The 17,055-nt window shown below is 65.7% G+C and carries 14 protein-coding genes; 8 read left to right on the forward strand and 6 right to left on the reverse strand.

Going from position 1 to position 17,055, the window contains the following annotated elements:
* From AB7245_RS24710 to tpiA, 3 genes are all read right to left on the reverse strand, one after another.
* Positions 1-1,632: a CTP synthase gene (locus AB7245_RS24710; protein WP_014494987.1), complete on the reverse strand. Its 1,632-nt coding sequence runs from the start codon at positions 1,630-1,632 to the stop codon at positions 1-3.
* A 166-nt stretch (positions 1,633-1,798) separates the two neighbouring features.
* Complete coding sequence (gene secG / locus AB7245_RS24715) at positions 1,799-2,185, reverse strand: preprotein translocase subunit SecG (RefSeq protein ID WP_063983061.1); 387 nt, start codon at positions 2,183-2,185, stop codon at positions 1,799-1,801.
* 140 nt (positions 2,186-2,325) lie between these two features.
* The gene (tpiA, locus tag AB7245_RS24720; protein WP_085404598.1) at positions 2,326-3,081 is read right to left on the reverse strand and encodes a triose-phosphate isomerase; all 756 of its coding nucleotides are present in this window, start codon (positions 3,079-3,081) and stop codon (positions 2,326-2,328) included.
* Positions 3,082-3,303: 222 nt separating this feature from the next.
* Between tpiA and AB7245_RS24725 the strand changes: the two genes are divergently transcribed.
* From AB7245_RS24725 to moaC, 4 genes are read left to right on the forward strand one after another with little or no spacing between them, the layout of a single operon-like run.
* The gene (locus tag AB7245_RS24725) at positions 3,304-5,202 is read left to right on the forward strand and encodes a peptidylprolyl isomerase (RefSeq protein WP_085404596.1); all 1,899 of its coding nucleotides are present in this window, start codon (positions 3,304-3,306) and stop codon (positions 5,200-5,202) included.
* Positions 5,203-5,216: 14 nt separating this feature from the next.
* A complete protein-coding gene (gene trpD / locus AB7245_RS24730) occupies positions 5,217-6,230 on the forward strand; it encodes an anthranilate phosphoribosyltransferase (protein ID WP_085404595.1) in 1,014 nt (337 codons plus the stop codon).
* A 7-nt stretch (positions 6,231-6,237) separates the two neighbouring features.
* Positions 6,238-7,056 (forward strand): indole-3-glycerol phosphate synthase TrpC, encoded by an 819-nt coding sequence (gene trpC, locus AB7245_RS24735; protein ID WP_085404594.1) that lies wholly within the window; start codon positions 6,238-6,240, stop codon positions 7,054-7,056.
* A 1-nt stretch (position 7,057) separates the two neighbouring features.
* Entirely contained in the window at positions 7,058-7,576 is a 519-nt protein-coding gene (moaC, locus tag AB7245_RS24740; RefSeq protein WP_085404593.1) for a cyclic pyranopterin monophosphate synthase MoaC, read from the forward strand.
* A 12-nt stretch (positions 7,577-7,588) separates the two neighbouring features.
* On the opposite strand, the gene AB7245_RS24745 is transcribed toward moaC, so the two are convergent.
* Positions 7,589-8,182, reverse strand: coding sequence for a CGNR zinc finger domain-containing protein (locus AB7245_RS24745; RefSeq protein ID WP_439035049.1), 594 nt, complete (start codon positions 8,180-8,182; stop codon positions 7,589-7,591).
* A gap of 139 nt (positions 8,183-8,321) precedes the next feature.
* On the opposite strand from AB7245_RS24745, the gene AB7245_RS24750 reads away from it, so the two are divergent.
* Together AB7245_RS24750 and AB7245_RS24755 are read left to right on the forward strand one after the other, a co-directional pair.
* Positions 8,322-9,737, forward strand: coding sequence for an amidase (locus tag AB7245_RS24750; protein ID WP_085404591.1), 1,416 nt, complete (start codon positions 8,322-8,324; stop codon positions 9,735-9,737).
* Positions 9,734-10,990, forward strand: coding sequence for an MFS transporter (locus tag AB7245_RS24755; RefSeq protein WP_085404590.1), 1,257 nt, complete (start codon positions 9,734-9,736; stop codon positions 10,988-10,990). Before AB7245_RS24750 ends, AB7245_RS24755 begins: the two co-directional genes overlap by 4 nt.
* Here AB7245_RS24755 and AB7245_RS24760 read toward each other — a convergent pair.
* Positions 10,971-11,135 carry a Flp family type IVb pilin gene (locus AB7245_RS24760; RefSeq protein ID WP_028149628.1) on the reverse strand — a complete coding sequence of 55 codons (165 nt, stop codon included), beginning with the start codon at positions 11,133-11,135 and terminating at the stop codon, positions 10,971-10,973. The genes AB7245_RS24755 and AB7245_RS24760 overlap by 20 nt on opposite strands.
* Before the next feature lie 311 nt (positions 11,136-11,446).
* On the opposite strand from AB7245_RS24760, the gene AB7245_RS24765 reads away from it, so the two are divergent.
* Positions 11,447-14,179 carry a bifunctional diguanylate cyclase/phosphodiesterase gene (locus AB7245_RS24765; RefSeq protein WP_354116184.1) on the forward strand — a complete coding sequence of 911 codons (2,733 nt, stop codon included), beginning with the start codon at positions 11,447-11,449 and terminating at the stop codon, positions 14,177-14,179.
* Between the two features lie 91 nt (positions 14,180-14,270).
* Here the strand turns inward: AB7245_RS24765 and AB7245_RS24770 are convergent, their stop codons facing one another.
* Entirely contained in the window at positions 14,271-15,608 is a 1,338-nt protein-coding gene (locus tag AB7245_RS24770; protein ID WP_085404589.1) for a S41 family peptidase, read from the reverse strand.
* Positions 15,609-15,915: 307 nt separating this feature from the next.
* Here AB7245_RS24770 and AB7245_RS24775 point away from each other — a divergent pair, with 307 nt between their 5' ends.
* Complete coding sequence (locus AB7245_RS24775; RefSeq protein ID WP_085404588.1) at positions 15,916-17,049, forward strand: alpha-hydroxy acid oxidase; 1,134 nt, start codon at positions 15,916-15,918, stop codon at positions 17,047-17,049.
* The last annotated feature ends 6 nt before the right edge of the window (positions 17,050-17,055 follow it).

Below are 17,055 nucleotides of genomic sequence, written 5' to 3' on the forward strand. Positions count from 1 at the left end.
TCACACCAGCCGCGACTGCACCATCGCCGCCTGGATGAACGAGGCGAAGAGAGGATGAGGCTCGAAGGGCCGCGACTTCAGCTCGGGGTGGAACTGGACGCCGATGAACCAGGGATGATCCTCGTACTCGACGATCTCCGGCAGCACGCCGTCGGGCGAGAGGCCGGAAAATTTCAGCCCATGCTGCTCGAGGCGGTCCTTGTAGGCGGTGTTGACCTCGTAGCGGTGGCGGTGGCGCTCGGAAATCTCGGTCGCGCCGCCATAGACCTGCGAGACGCGGCTGCCGCGGTTGAGCGCCGCGGGATAGGCGCCCAGACGCATCGTGCCGCCGAGATCGCCGGCCTTGGAGCGCTTCTCGAGCTCGTTGCCGCGCAGCCATTCGGTCATCAGGCCGACCAGCGGCTCCTTGGTCGGGCCGAACTCGGTGGAGTTGGCGTCCTCGATGCCGACGAGGTTTCGTGCGGCTTCGATCACCGCCATCTGCATGCCGAAGCAGATGCCGAAATATGGCACGTCGCGCTCGCGCGCGAACTGCGCCGCGCGGATCTTGCCTTCGGCGCCGCGCTGGCCGAAGCCGCCCGGCACCAGAATGCCGTTGACGTGCTCGAGGAACGGCGCGGGATCTTCCTTCTCGAAGATCTCGCTCTCGATCCAGTCGAGATTGACCTTCACCTTGTTGGCGATGCCGCCATGCGAGAGCGCCTCGATCAGCGACTTATACGCATCCTTCATCCCGGTATATTTGCCGACGATGGCGATGGTGACATTGCCTTCGGGATTGCGGACGCGCTCGTTGATCTGCTGCCAGCTTCGCAGCTCCGGCGGAATCCGCGAGCCGATGCCGAAGGCGGCGAGCACTTCGTCGTCCAGGCCCGCGTTATGATAGGCCTCGGGCACGGCGTAGATGTTGTCGACGTCGCGCGCCTCGATCACGGCGCTTTCGCGCACGTTGCAGAACAGCCCGAGCTTGCGCCGTTCTTCCTTCGGGATCTCGCGGTCGGTGCGGCAGAGCAGGATGTCCGGCTGGATGCCGATCGAGCGCAGCTCCTTCACCGAGTGTTGCGTCGGCTTGGTCTTCAGCTCGCCCGCGCTCGGGATGTAAGGCAGCAGCGTCAGATGGATGTAGACGGCATGATCGCGCGGCAGCTCGTTCTTGAGCTGACGAATCGCCTCGAAGAAAGGCAGGCCCTCGATGTCGCCGACGGTGCCGCCGATCTCGACCAGCACGAAGTCGTAATCGTCATTGCCGGAGAGGACGAATTCCTTGATGGCGTTGGTGACATGCGGAACCACCTGGATGGTCGCGCCGAGATAATCGCCGCGCCGCTCCTTGGAGATGATGTCCTGGTAGATGCGCCCGGTGGTGATGTTGTCCTGCTTGGTCGCAGGCCGGCCGGTGAAGCGCTCGTAGTGACCGAGATCGAGATCGGTCTCCGCGCCGTCATCGGTCACGAACACTTCGCCGTGCTGATACGGCGACATCGTTCCGGGATCGAGGTTGAGATAGGGGTCGAGCTTGCGGAGGCGGACCTTGTAGCCCCGGGCTTGCAACAGGGCACCGAGTGCCGCTGAAGCCAGACCTTTGCCGAGCGAAGAGACCACGCCGCCGGTGATGAATATGTACCGCGCCATGGGACTTAACCTCTAATCCCTCGAATTCGATTCGCCAAAGCGATTCGTATTCCGCCCCAAATAATTTGCGGGCCTGTGGGTGAGCCAAAACTAAGAGTGGTGACAGAGCCTTGATGGGGATTTTTGATGCAGGACGGTAGAAGCCGCCCTGCATGGCCCCCCTGCTTTATTGCGAGCGCGGCACCTGCGGGCCGGCTGGCGCCTGGTTCTGCTGCTGTTCGTCGGCCTTCTTCAGCGAATCCAGGATGCCACCCGAGGTCGGCGGCGCGATCGGGGCGCCTCCGGCCGGCTGGGTCTGGGACGCCGGCGCGCCGATGATCGACGAAGGCGCCCGGTTGTAGCCGGCATGCCAGGACAGGAACAGGCTGGTGAGGAAGAAGCCCCCAGCCAGGATCGCGGTGGTCCGCGTCAAAAGGTTCGCGGTGCCGCGGCTGGACATGAAGCCCGCGCCCCCGCCCATGCCGAGGCCGCCGCCTTCCGACTTCTGGAGCAGGACGGCGCCGATCATGACGGCGACGATCATGAGGTGAATGACGATGACAACAGTCTGCATAGTGTCCTTCCGTCACAAGCCGACAGCGCCGAGACGGCGGCCGATCGCGCTTCGCGGGTTTTCCTGAAGTTGCGCGGTGTTACACGATCAGAAGAGGCATTGCCACCCCCCGATCGGCCACGGCCGCGCTTTGAGATTAGCTAGGGGCAGCCCTTCGCAATCGCAAGGAAATCGGCCGCCTTCAGGCTGGCGCCGCCGACCAGCGCGCCGTTGACGTTTTTCACGGACATCAGCTCGGCCGCGTTCGACGGCTTGACCGAGCCGCCATAGAGGATCCGCATCCTGGCCCCGTCCGCCCTGAACCGGGAGGTCAGGAGTTCCCGGATAAAGCCATGAATCTGCTCGACATCCTTGGCCGTCGGGGTCAGGCCGGTACCGATCGCCCAGACCGGCTCATAGGCCACGACCAGGTTGGCGGCGGTCGAGCCGTCCGGCAGCGAGCCGTCGAGCTGGCCGCGCAGGATGTCCAGTGTCTGGCCGGCATCGCGCTGGCCTTGCGTCTCACCGATGCAGACGATCGCGGTGACGCCGGCGCGCCAGGCGGCCTCGGCCTTCTGCCGGATCAGGGCATCGCCCTCGCCGTGGTCGGCGCGACGCTCGGAATGGCCGACGATGATGGCAGTCGCACCGGCATCGGCCAGCATTTCGGCAGCGATATCGCCGGTATGGGCGCCGGAGGCCTTGGGGTGGCAATCCTGCGCCCCGACCGCGACCTTGCTTCCGCGCGCCCTGTCGGCGAAGGCCGCGATCAGGGTCGCCGGCGGGCAGACCAGCAGGTCGGCCTTGGCGGCCACCTCTGCCGCGCCTTTGAGCATGGCGTCGAATTCGGCAGCCGAGCCCTTGAGGCCGTTCATTTTCCAATTGCCGGCGATCAGCGGTCGGATGGCGTCGGTCATGTCAATTTCCAGCAAAATGAGGTTTGTGCATGCGCTAGCAGAGCTGTCGCGGCAGTTCCAGAGAGCTAAGGCTTTTAACCGCAGCGTCGAGGGACCGCGTGGCCTGAGGTTGCGGGGGGAAAGCCGCCACTTTATGATGATTGATCAATTTGGTGACGCGCTTTTGCGGAATCTGCATTAAGACGCGCTCCCGTTCCCCTCCTGCCAAACAAGTTGGACCAAATGCTTCGAGGAATGCGCAAGGCCTCATCAAACTGGCTCGGCAAGTCCATTATGGCCGTGGTGATGGGCGTGTTGATCATCAGTTTCGGCGTTTGGGGCATCGCCGACATCTTCAAAGGCTTCGGGCAGTCCACGGTGGCCAAGGTCGGCAGCACCGAGATTTCGTTGAACGAGTTCCGGCAGACCTATACCGACCGCTTGCAACAGATCAGCCGCCAGTTCGGCCGGCCGCTGACGCCTGACCAGGCGCGTGCCTTCGGCCTCGACCGCCAGGTGCTCCAGCAGACGATCGCGGAAGCCGCCCTCGACGAAGAGGCCCGCCGGCTCGGGCTCGGCCAGTCCGACGAGCAGATCCGCCAGGTCATCATGAACGACCCCAACTTCAAGGGCGTCGGCGGCAGCTTCGATCCGAACCGCTTCCAGGCCGTGATCCGCAATTTCGGCTATACCGAGCAGCGCTACGTCTCCGAGCAGCGCAAGGTGTCGCTGCGCCGGCAGATCACCGGCACGATCGGCGCCGGCCTCGAACCGCCGAAGGCCATGATCGACGTGCTGACGCGCTTCCAGAACGAGCAGCGCGCGATCGAATTCGTCAGGCTCGACGCCGCGCAGGCCGGCACCATCGACGCTCCCTCGCCCGAAGCCCTCGCCGCCTATTTCGAGGATCACAAGGTCCAGTTCCGCGCGCCCGAATATCGCAAGATTTCCTTCGTCGTGGTCTCGCCGGAAGAGATCGGCAAATGGAGCGAGGTCTCCGACGAGGACGCCAGGAAAGTGTTCGACCAGCGCAAGGACCGGCTCGGCACGCCGGAGAAGCGCCAGATCCATCAGATCGTATTCCCCAACGCCGCCGAGGCGCAGGCTGCACGCGAGCGCCTCGCCGGCGGAATGTCGTTCGAGGACCTCGGCAAGGAGCGCGGGCTGAGCAGCTCCGATGTCGACCTCGGGCTCGTGACCAAATCGTCGCTCGACCCCGCGGTCGGCGACGCCGCCTTCGCGCTTCCCGCAGGCGAGATCAGCCAGCCGATCCAGGGTCGTCTCGGCACGTCCATCGTCAAGGTCGACAAGATCGAGCCGGGCAATGAGGCGAACTACGCCAGCCTTGCCGGCGACATCAAGCGCGAGATCGCCACCGAGCGCGCCCGCGTCAAGGTCAACGATCTCCGTGACAAGATGGAAGACGAGCGCGGCGGCGGCGCCAGCGTGATCGACGCGGCGCAGAAGCTCGGCCTCACCGCCGTGACCATCGATGCCGTCGACCGCTCCGGCCGTGCCCCGAACGGCCAGCCCGTCACCAGTATCCCGCAGGGCCTCGACGTGGTGTCGCAGGCCTTCAACACCGATGTCGGCGTCGACAACGACGCGATCTCGTTCAAGGGCGGCTATGTCTGGTACGACGTGCTCGCCATCACGCCCTCGCGCGACCGCAATCTCGACGAGGTGCGCGACCAGGTCGAGGCACGCTGGCGCCAGGACCAGATCGCCGCCAAGCTGAAGACCAAGGCGACCGAGATGGTGCAGAAGCTCGAACAGGGCGGCAAGCTCGCTGACGAGGCCGCCGCGATCAACGCCAAGGTCGAGACCGCCTCCGGCTTCAAGCGCGACGACTCGCCCGCCGGCGTGCCCGCCAACGTCGTTGCGGCCGCCTTCCGCACCGCCAAGGACGGGGTCGGACAGACCGCCGTGAGCGGCGGCAGCGAGGTGATCGTCTTCCGCGTCACCGACATCGTCGAACCCGCGGTCGATGCCGCCTCCGACGCGGTGAAGAAGCTGAAGGACAGCCTCGACCGCGCGCTGACCGACGAGCAGGTCGCCTCCTACGTCAACAAGCTTGAAACCGACATCGGGACCACCATTAATCAGGCCGCCTTCGCGCAGGTGACCGGCGCGAACCAGTGAGTTGAAAGCACGCGATGGACGACCTGAAATCGATCATTGGAAAAGTGGCGACCGGCGCCAGCCTGTCGCGTGACGAAGCGGCTTCCGCCTTCGACGCCATGATGTCCGGCGAGGCCACACCCTCGCAGATGGGTGGCCTGCTGATGGCGCTGCGGGTGCGCGGCGAGACCGTGGACGAAATCACCGGCGCGGTCTCGGCGATGCGCTCCAAGATGCTCACGGTCGACGCGCCCGCGGACGCCGTCGACATTGTCGGCACCGGTGGTGACGGCTCCGGCTCGGTCAACGTCTCGACCTGCGCGTCCTTCATCGTCTCGGGCACCGGCCTGCCGGTGGCCAAGCACGGCAACCGTGCGCTGTCGTCACGCTCGGGCGCCGCCGACGTGCTGGCGTCGCTCGGCGTGAAAATCGACCTCAGGCCCGAGCAGGTCGGCCGCTGTGTGCGCGAATGCGGCATCGGCTTCATGTTCGCCCCTGCCCACCATCCGGCGATGAAGAACGTCGGCCCGACCCGGGTCGAGCTTGCGACACGCACGATCTTCAATCTGCTCGGCCCCCTGTCCAACCCGGCCGGCGTCAAGCGCCAGATGGTCGGCGTGTTCTCGCGGCAATGGGTGCAGCCGCTTGCGCAGGTGCTGAAAAACCTCGGCTCGGAATCCGCCTGGGTGGTGCATGGCTCCGACGGTCTCGACGAGATCACCCTCACCGGCCCGACCTTCGTCTCCGCGCTCCACAATGACGAGATCCGGAATTTCGAGGTGACGCCGGAGGACGCCGGCCTGCCGCGCTGCGATCCCGGTGCGCTCAGGGGCGGCGACGCCGACGCCAATGCGATCGCCTTGCAAAGCGTGCTCGACGGCAAGCCGAGCCCCTATCGTGACGTCGCGCTGATCAACGCCGCCGCCGCGCTGGTCGTGGCCGGCCGCGCCAAGGACCTCAAGGAGGGCGTTGCGATCGGCGCGAAGTCGCTCGACAGCGGCGCGGCGAGTGCGCGGCTGAAGCATCTGATCGCGGTCTCGAACGGCTGAACCTGACATGTCTGACATCCTGACCAAGATCGAAGCCTACAAGCGCGAAGAGATCGCAGCCGCCAAGCGCGCGCAGCCGCTCTCGGAAGTCGAGGCCAAAGCCAAGGCACAAGGAGCCCCACGCGGCTTCGTGCGCGCGATCGAGGCCAAGCACGCCAGCGGCGACTACGCGCTGATTGCCGAGGTCAAGAAAGCCTCGCCGTCGAAGGGGCTGATCCGCGCCGATTTCGATCCGCCGCTGCTCGCCAAGGCCTACGAGGCCGGCGGTGCGGCCTGTCTGTCGGTGCTAACCGACACGCCCTCGTTCCAGGGCCATCTCGACTTCATGGTGGCGGCGCGCGCGGCGACGTCGCTCCCGGTGTTGCGCAAGGATTTCATGTTCGACACCTATCAGGTGATTGAGGCGCGCGCGCATGGCGCCGACTGCATCCTGATCATCATGGCCGCGCTCGACGATGCCACCGCCAAGGATCTCGAGGACGCAGCCCTCGCCTACGGCATGGACGTGCTGATCGAAATCCACGACCGCGCCGAGCTCGACCGCGCGCTGAAGCTGCGTTCGCCGATGATCGGCGTCAACAACCGCAATTTGCGCACCTTCGAGACCACGCTCGCAACCAGCGAGACGCTAGCGCCGCTGATCCCAGCGGAACGGCTGATGGTCGGCGAGAGCGGCATCTTCACGCCCGCCGATCTCGCCCGGCTCGAGCGCGTCGGCATGTCGACCTTCCTGGTCGGCGAGAGCCTGATGCGGCAAGCCGACGTGACCGCCGCCACGCGCACGCTGCTCGCGCGTGAGACTGCGCGCGCGACGAGTACGCGCTGACATGGCGCGCAAGCCCGCCAAGGCCAGGCAATCCAAGACGAAAGCCGGCCCTGCCCTCACCCATATCGGCGCCTCCGGCGAGGCGCGGATGGTGGACGTGTCGGACAAGCCCGCGACCGAGCGGCTCGCGGTCGCCGAAGGCCACGTCGTCATGACCAAGGCGACCCTTGATCTCATCGTCTCGGGCAACGCCAAGAAAGGCGACGTGCTCGGCACCGCGCGCATCGCCGGCATCATGGCCGCCAAACGCACCTCGGAGCTGATCCCGCTCTGTCATCCCCTCGCGCTGTCGAAGGTCACCGTCGACATCGAGCCCGACCCGAAACTGCCGGGCTGCCTCGTCCGCGCCAGCGTGAAGGTGACGGGCCCGACCGGCGTCGAGATGGAGGCGCTCACGGCGGTGTCGGTCGCCTGCCTCACCATCTACGACATGATCAAGGCGGTCGAACGCGGCGTGCGCATCGAGGGCATCCATCTGGTCGAGAAGCTCGGCGGCAAGTCGGGCCACTACCGCGCCTGAGCGCCGCGTGATCTATTTCGTCTCGCGCTGCCGCTCGCGATAGGCGCGCGTCTTCATCCGGTTGCCGCACAACGTCGACATGCACCACCGCCGCGTCGATGGTTTCGACCGGTCGAAGAACACCCGGCGGCATTCCTCCGACGCGCACATCTTCAGCCGGTCCAGCGTTCCCACAAGCGTTGCGTCATGGAGCTCGATCGCGATCGCCGACAGGCCTGCGAGAGCATCCTCGCGCGCTGCCGACAGCATCGCGCCACGGCCTGCGCGCGCCTCCACCCGCAACGGAAACGGCGCGAGCGCCTCATTGAGCGTGCCGAGAACGCTCCTGTTCCGGGGCCGCTCGGCGGGCTCACATTGCAGATAGGCGCGCAAGGCGCCGCGCAGTCTTAGCGCGGTCTCAAACATCGCGGGCGTGACACGCCCGCCTTCGGCGCCAAGGCCGCGTTCCCGCATCCAGTCCGCAAGTTCCTTCGGCCCGCCAAGCTCATCGCTCTCCGGGTGCTCCACGCTGAAATGCATGAAGTGGCGAACATCGAGCGTGTTGGCGAAATCGTAGACGTTCGCCAGCGTGTCGGGAACCTGGAATTTGCGAGACTCTTTCGACATCGGGACACCAAAGATTGGAACACCAGTAAAACAGATTTACTGGTTGACAGCAAGCGACACCTGTATCCTAATTATACTAGTGTCGAATCCTTCGGGATCGAGCGCCCATTGCGATCACCAGAACGGAGACCCCGAACCGATGGCCGACGCCCTGCACTATCTCGAACTCACCGCGCTCGCAGCACGCCTCAAGGCGCGCGACATCTCCGCGCTGGACGTGACGCGCGCGCAACTCGACCGTATCGACGCCATGGACCGGGATCTCGGCAGCTACGTTCACGTGATGGCAGAAACGGCCATCGCCGAGGCAAAAGCCGCGGACGCCGAAATCGCCCAGGGCCGGTATCGGGGGCCGCTGCATGGCGTGCCGATTGCGCTCAAGGACCTGTTCTGGACCAGGGGCATTCCGACGGCGGCCGGCACCATGCTTCATCGCGACTTTCGTCCCCACGAAGACGCAACCGTCGTGCGCCGGCTCAAGGACGCAGGCGCCGTGATACTCGGCAAGCTGCAACTCACCGAGGGCGCCTATTCCGATCACCATCCATTGGTGACGCCGCCGAAGAATCCGTGGAATGCGAGTTACTGGCCGGGCATTTCGTCCAGTGGCTCGGCGGTCGCAACCGCTGCCGGGCTTTGCTTCGGCTCGCTCGGCTCCGACACCGGCGGTTCGATCCGCTGGCCCTGCGCCGCCAACGGGCTGACCGGATTGAAGCCGAGCTGGGGTCGCGTCAGCCGACACGGCGCCTTCGAGCTGGCCGCGACGCTCGACCATGTCGGACCGATCGGCCGCAGCGCGGCCGATGCGGGCGCGCTGCTCGGCGTCATTGCCGGACACGACCCCAACGACCCCACCTCGGTGTTCAATCCGGTGCCCGACTATCTGGCCGCGGCCGCACAGGACGTGCGAAGCTTGCGGATCGGCGTCGATGCCGCCTGGAACAGCGACGACGTGGACGTTAAGACACAGCACGTGCTGGCGGACGCCATCGATGCGTTCCGTGCGCTCGGCGCCGGCATCGTCGATGTCAGATTTCCCGACGTCATGCAGGCGATTGCCGACTGGACACCGAATTGTGCGGTGGAGGCTGCGGTCGCGCACGAGGCGACCTATCCTGCCCGCAAGAACGAGTACGGCCCGATGCTCGCCTCGCTGATCGAGGCCGGTCGCGCGCTCTCCGCTCTCGATCATCAGAAGATCCTGCTGCGGCGGCTGGCGCTGCGCGGCCGCGTCACCTCGCTGTTCGAGACCATTGACCTGCTGCTGATCCCGGTACACCCGTTCCCGCCGGTGACGCTCGCCATGATCCAGACGCTCGGCGAGCAGCCGGATCTCATCGCCAAGCTGCAGCGCTACACCTGCCCGTTCGACATGACCGGTCATCCCACGATCACGCTACCAGGTGGTGCATCGGCCGACGGACTGCCGATCGCGTTCCAGCTCGTCGCCGCTCATCTCGACGAGGCCATGCTCGTGCGCGCCGGCGCGGCGTTCCAGCGTGCCACGTCCTGGCATCGTCGCCATCCTTCCCTCAGCTCGCGGAGGCAGCATTGACCGTTCAATCCACGCTCGTTCAGCGAAGCATTTTCCATGGCTGGTTCGTCGTCGCAGCGGCATTCGCCGTCATGTTCGTCGGCTTCGGCTCCGCCTACACGTTCAGCGCATTTCTGGAGCCGCTCCAGCGCGATTTCGGCGCCTCGCGCGGTTCGATCTCGCTCGTGTTTTCGATTGCGGGCTTTCTGTACTTCGCGCTCGGACTCGTCAGCGGCCCCCTCGCCGACCGGCTCGGCTCGCGTCCGCTGGCCATAGCCGGCATGATCCTGATCGCGGTCGGACTTGCGGCGGCGAGCGCAGCGCGTTCCCTTGTCGAGGTCTATCTCGCCTACGGGCTGGGCGTCGGCCTCGGCCTCGGCTGCGCCTATGTTCCCGCGATCGGCGCGGTGCAACGCTGGTTCGTCAAGCGCCGCGGCTTTGCCTCCGGGCTCGCGGTGAGCGGCATCGGGCTCGGTACGCTGGCGATGCCGCCGCTCGCCTCATTGTTGATCGCATCGGTGGGCTGGCGCGGCGCCTATCTGGTGCTGGGCGCGATCGCGCTGGTGCTGGGCGGCGGAGCGTCGCTGCTGATCGAGAACGATCCGAAGCACCGCGGCCTCGGACCCGACGGCGATCCGCCTCGCGAGGCCGCGGGCGCAAGCAATGCCGGCGGCGCTTCGGTGCGCGAGGCCGTCCGGTCGACGCGGTTTATCGCCCTCTACGTATCGTGTCTGGTCTGCTCGTTCGGCGCCTTCGTCCCGTTCGTCCATCTCGTGCCTTACGCGCGCGACCACGGAGTCGCGGCGTCCTCTGCAGTACTGCTGCTCGGCGTGATCGGGGCCGGCAGCACCGCAGGCCGCTTCTTTCTCGGCGCGCTCGCCGACCGGATGGGCCGCGACCGCTCACTCATCATGGTCCTGGTCGGAATGGCGTTCGCGATGGCGATCTGGGCCATCGCCGCCGATGTCTGGACCCTCGCCGCTTTTGCCTTCGTCTACGGCGTGTTCTACGGCGGCTGGGTCGCGGTGCTGCCCGCTGTCGTCATGGACTATTTTGGCGGACGCAACGTCAGCGGAATCATCGGTATTCTCTACACCAGCGTGGCGTTCGGCACGCTGGTTGGCCCGAGTGCGGCCGGCTTCGCCTACGACGTCAACCACAGCTATACCTTGCCGATCCTGATCAGCGCCGCGGCGAACGTCGTCGCGGCGCTGATCGTGGTGACGATACTGGCGCGCGGCGGAGCCCACGCGATCAGCGCAGCGAAGAGCTGATCGACCCGAATTTGGCGTTGAGCTTGGAGCCCATGCCGTTCACGACGGAAATGATGGCCAGCGCGATGCCGGCGGCAATCAGGCCGTATTCGATCGCGGTCGCACCACGCTCGTCGGCGAGGAAGTTCTTCAAGGTGTTTGTCATCGTCGTGTCCTCTCTGTGTCGTCGGCAGGCATGTTCGCAAATCACGTGCCAATGCCGACTTGTGGATCGCCAACATCTTAGATGGTTAAGCCTTGGTTGACCGTGGCACGACCGGCAGGAATTGACCGGCATCGCGAGAGCGTCCGGCAATTCCTGCACGTCTTGCGTCGCGCGCATCGATTGCTTTTGTACGCGGCCGTTCATGTCGCATTAACCGCGCTTCCTAACTTCGCCTCCATATCGTTTCCGTAAACCAACGGATGTTCTCGGGATCAAGAAGCGATCCTGACGTGTGCGCGGCAACGATCGACATGATGACGAAATACGGCAGTCGCCTGTTTGACCAGGTCTTCGTGCGCAGCGGACCGATCCGCTGGCTGGTGGTGGGCGGCACGTTGCTGATCGCGGCCATCGCCATTGGCTCGGTCCTGATGGCGCAGAATTTCCGAGAGCGCGCGCTGCGCAACAGCGGCCGCGAGCTGGAAAACACCGTCCTTCTGCTCGCTCATCATTTCGATCAGCAGTTGCAGGATTTCGCGGTCATCCAGAAGGATTTCGTCGACCACGTCCGCGCAACCGGCATCGCAAGCGCCGAGGACTATCGCAAGCGCCTCTCCGGCCAGGACGTCCACCGGATGCTGCGCTCGAAGATCGAGGCGCTGCCCTACATGGGCGGCGTCAACATCATCGATGCCGAAGGCAATCTCATCAACTCGTCGACGGCGTGGCCGGCCCCCAAAGTGAACGTCGCCGATCGCGCCTATCTTCGCACTTTCAAATACGATCCTTACTCGCCGAACGTGCTGATCGAGCCGGTGCACAGCCGCGTCTCCGGCGCCTGGACCATCCTGATCGTGCGCAAGATCGTGGGACCGAACGGCGAGTTCATGGGCGTGGTCGGACGCGGCATCGAACCGGCCAATTTCGAGAAGTTCTTCGCCTCCGTCGTGCTCGGCGAAGGCGCCACGATCTCGATGCTGCATCGCGACGGCACGCTGCTCGCTCGCTATCCCCATTCCAGCGAGCAGATGGGCAGGAATTTCAAGACCGGCCCGTTCGAGCAGCAGAGGATCTTCGGGGTCGATCACTTCGCCGGCCGCATCATGAGCCCCGTCGACGGAGAAGACCGCCTGATCTCCTCGCGTGCCCTGCCCCACTTCCCGATCCTGATGATGGCCACCACAACGCGCGCGGCGGCGCTGACGGACTGGCGCGAGCAGATCGGCATCCTGATGTCGGTTGCGGGCGCCTCCGCGCTCGCCATCGCGGGCGTGCTGATCGCGATCGTGCGCAAGCTGCTGGAGCAGCACCGCGCCTCCCGCGAGCGGCTGACGCTGGAGAAGCAACGCCTCGACCGCGCCGTCAACAACATGACGCAGGGCCTGCTGCTGTTCGACGCCGAGCAGCGGCTGGTGATCTGCAACCAGCGCTACATCGAGATGTACGGCCTGTTAGCCGAGGTGGTGAAGCCCGGCTCCAGCTTCCACGACATCATCGCCCACCGCAAGGCGACCGGCTCGTTCACTGGCGACATCGGCGACTATGTCGTCCGTGTGCTGCGCGACATCCATGTGCGTAACTCCATGGTGGTCGACACCTCCGACGGGCGCTCGATCCACATCCTCAACGAGCCGCTCGCGGACGGCGGCTGGGTGGCGACCCACGAAGACGTCACCGAGCGCCGACGCATCGAGGAGCGCATCACCCACCTCGCCCATTACGACGCGCTGACCGACCTGCCCAACCGCACCATGTTCCACGAGCATCTACGCGCGGAGCTCGCCGCCATCGCCGGTGGCGAAGAGATCGCGGTGCATTACATCGACATCGACGAGTTCAAGGGCGTCAACGACGCGCTCGGCCATCTCGTCGGCGACGAGCTGTTGAAATCGATCGCGACGAGCCTCAGCCGCTGCGCGGGTCCGCAGGACTTCGTGGCGCGGCTCGGCGGCGACGAATTCGCCATCGTACAGAGCGCGGTGACGTCGTTGGAGCAGGTCAACGAGCTCGTCGCGCGGGTCTTCCAGGCCATCCGCGCGCCGTTCGACTGCATGGGCCATCATCTCACCACGGACGCCAGTATCGGCATCGCGCTGGCGCCACGACACGGCACCGCGCTGGACCAGATCCTGAAGAACGCGGACATGGCGATGTATGCCGCCAAGGCCGCCGGACGCCGCACCTATCGCTTCTTCGAGCCGGAGATGGACGCCAAGGTCCAGGAGCGCCGGCAGCTCGAGATCGATCTGCGCCATGCCATCGCCCAAGGTGGGCTCGAAGGCGGGCTCGAGGTCTACTACCAGCCCTGCCTCGCCCTGAAGGACGACCGGATCACCGGCTGCGAGGCGCTGGTGCGCTGGCGCCATCCCGAACGCGGCATGGTCTCGCCCGCCGAGTTCATCCCGATCGCCGAAGACACCGGCCTGATCAACGAGATCGGCGAATGGGTGCTGGCCACGGCCTGCCGCGATGCCGCCAACTGGCCCGACGACATCCGCCTCGCCGTCAACGTCTCGCCGGTGCAGTTCAAGAGCGGCACGCTGGCGCTGAAGATCATGGCGGCCCTTGCCGCCTCCAATTTGCCGGCGAGCCGGCTCGAGCTCGAGATCACCGAGGCCGTGCTGATCCGCGACGACGACACCGCGCTTGCGATCCTGCACCAGCTCCGCGCCATCGGCGTGCGGATCGCGCTCGACGATTTCGGCACCGGCTACTCCTCGCTGAGCTATCTGCACCGCTTCCCGTTCGACAAGATCAAGATCGACCGCTGCTTCGTCAGCGACATCGCCGGTCCCGACGGCTCCGCCAGCATCGTGCAGGCCGTCGTCAACCTGGCTGCCGCCCGCCGCATGACCACCACGGCCGAGGGCGTCGAGACCGAGGAGCAGCAGCGCCTGCTCCGTGCGCTCGGCTGCTCCGAGATGCAGGGCTATCTGTTCAGTGCCGCAAAACCGGCCGACAAGGTGTTGGAGCTGTTCGCGCTGCATCGCAGCCGCCTCGCCCAGCGCGGCGGCGAGGAAGGCCGGCGCCGCGAGGCCAGCTAGTGCGGTCTTCCCAACAATTGGAAGCGTCACCGCACGAATTCGCCCGGGAGCGGTCATCCGCTCCCGGGCGATATCTGGACGTCGTAAGGCTTTAGTTCGGTACCGCCGCCTTCGGCGCAGGCTTGGCGGCGACCGCATTCGCGGTCACGCCGTGCAGGAAGTCGTAGGCCGCATGCAGGGCCTTGTCGTCCTTCTCTTCCGGCGGGACGTAGGACTGCGATCCGGTCTGCTCGGTGCCGTCGGCGGCCTGCAGATGGCCGCGCATCTGCGACTCCGCCATCGTATCCATCCGGCCCTTCAGCTCGGGTGGCACGTCCTGCAGGATCTCGATGTCGGGCGCGATGCCCTGGGCCTGGATCGAGCGGCCCGACGGCGTGTAATAGCGCGCCGTGGTCAGCGCCAGCGCGCCATTGCCGGCGCCGAGCGGAATAATGGTCTGCACCGAGCCCTTGCCGAACGAGCGCGTGCCGATGATCGTGGCACGCTTGTGGTCATGCAGCGCGCCGGCGACGATCTCCGAGGCCGAAGCCGAGCCGCCATTGACCAGAATCACCAGCGGCTTGCCCTTGGTGAGGTCGCCGCCATGGGCGGTGAAGCGCTGGGTCTCTTCGGGATTGCGGCCGCGGGTCGAGACGACCTCGCCGCGCTGAAGGAAGGCGCTCGACACCGAGACGGCCTGGTCGAGCAAGCCGCCCGGATTGTTGCGCAGGTCCATCACGTAGCCGACCAGCTTCTCCGGCGGAACGTCCTTGGAGATCGACGCGATCGCCTTCTTCAGGCCGTCGGTGGTCTGCTCGTTGAACGAGGTGACGCGGATATAGCCGATGTCGCCGTTCTCGACGTGGAAGCGCACCGGACGCACATGGATGATCTCGCGCTTGATCGCGACGTCGAGCGGAGCGTCGGCGCCCTTGCGCACGATGGTGAGCTTGGTCTGGGTATCGACCGGCCCCTTCATCTTGTTGACGGCCTGCTCGAGCGTCATGCCCTGCACGGCATCGCCGTCGATCTTGCTGATGAGGTCGCCGGACATGATCCCGGCCTTGGACGCCGGCGTGTCGTCGATCGGCGAGACGACCTTGACCAGGCCGTCCTCCATCGTGACCTCGATGCCGAGCCCGCCGAACTCGCCGGAGGTGGTCTCCTGCATCTCGGTCCAGGCCTTGTCGTTCATGTAGCGTGAATGTGGGTCGAGCGAGGTCACCATGCCGGTGATCGCACCCTCAATCAGCTTGGAATTGTCGGGCTTCTCGACATAGCTCGCCTTCACCCGCTCGAACACTTCGCCGAACAGATTGAGCCGGGAATAGGCATCATCCGCGCTCGCTGCCGCCCGTGCCGCCCATACTCCACCGTGCGGGCTGGCGACCAGAAGGGTTAGACACGCTCCCGTGAGTGCGCCCAGGGGGAACAGCAGGTTTTTCCGCATGGATAGACTGGCCTTCTTGCTTGGAGCTTTGCTTTGGGCTTGTGAGGCGCCATGCAAATGGCGATACAGCCCGCTGTTCACAATACCATTCTGGTTTCTTCAAGGCCGGGACGCCACGCTGGCGGGTACATCGTAAAAATCCCTTCGCCCGGGCCTAAACTTTTGGCAACGTTCCGAAACCGTTTCGCGCAACGCGGGAATCGGCCGGCCGGCCCACGCCTCTCAGCTATGCGATTTTAGGATGGTTTTGGAGGGCCGGACACGATAGGCGATGACAATAACGCTTCAAATTCTCGGGAGGACAACAATGAATGACGCGCCCCGCATCCGGCCGGAAAGGAGCGTCGAACTCGGCGCCAGCGCCGAGCCATTCCAAAACCTGCACGAATTCATCCGCAAGGCGCGCGCCAACCTCAACCAGAACGCCTGGGACTATATCGTCGGCGCCGCCGAGACCGAGACCACGATGCGCCGCAACCGCATGGCGCTGGACGAGATCGCCTTCCGGCCGCGCGTGCTGCGCGACGTCCGCGAGGTCGACGGCTCGGTCGAGCTGTTCGGGCGCCGGATGCGGCTGCCGGTGGTGCTGGCCCCTGTCGGCGCACTGGAGATCTTCGATCCGGATGGCGCGGCGAGCGTCGCCCGCGCCTGCGGCACCTTCGGCGCGGCGCACATGCTGAGCTCGGTGTCCGAGCCCGGCCTGGAGAAGACCGCCGAGGCCGCCCCTGATGCGCTGCGGCTCTATCAACTCTATGTGCGCGGCGACGACGATTTCGTCGCCGATGTCGTCAGCCGGAGCGAGAAGAACGCCTACGCCGCCTTCTGCCTGACCGTTGATACCGCCCATTACAGCCGTCGCGAACGTGACATTGCCAAGCGCTATGTTCGCGAGAGCCGCCTGCGCGCCACCGGCGGCGATTACCAGAAGGGCCTGGAGTGGCGGACCGTGAAGATGATCAAGGACAAGTTCAAGATCCCGCTCATCCTGAAGGGCATCGCCACCGCCGAGGACGCCCGGATCGCGGTCGATCACGGCGTGGAGTGGATCTACGTCTCCAACCATGGCGGCCGCCAGCTCGATCACGGCCGCGGTGCCATGCATGTGCTGCCCGAGATCGCCGAGGCCGTGAAGGGACGCGCCAAGATCATGGTCGACGGCGGCTTCTGCCGCGGCACCGACATCGTCAAGGCGATCGCGGCGGGCGCGGACATGGTCGGCATCGGCCGGCTGCAATGCTGGGCATTGGCCGCGGCCGGCGAGGCCGGCGTGAGGCGAATGCTGGAGCTGCTCGAGGACGAGGTGCTGCGCTGCCTCGGCCTCTTGGGCGCCACCTCGTTCGCCGAGGTCGACAAGTCCTGCCTGCACCAGGCGACCGCAACGAATGCGCCGAGCGTGTTCAGCGCGTTCCCGCTGTTCGACCACGACCCCTATCGATATTGAGTGAAA

This window comes from Bradyrhizobium sp. 604_D8_N2_3 (genome assembly GCF_051810765.1).
In the GTDB taxonomy this organism is placed as follows: Bacteria; Pseudomonadota; Alphaproteobacteria; order Rhizobiales; family Xanthobacteraceae; genus Bradyrhizobium; species Bradyrhizobium barranii.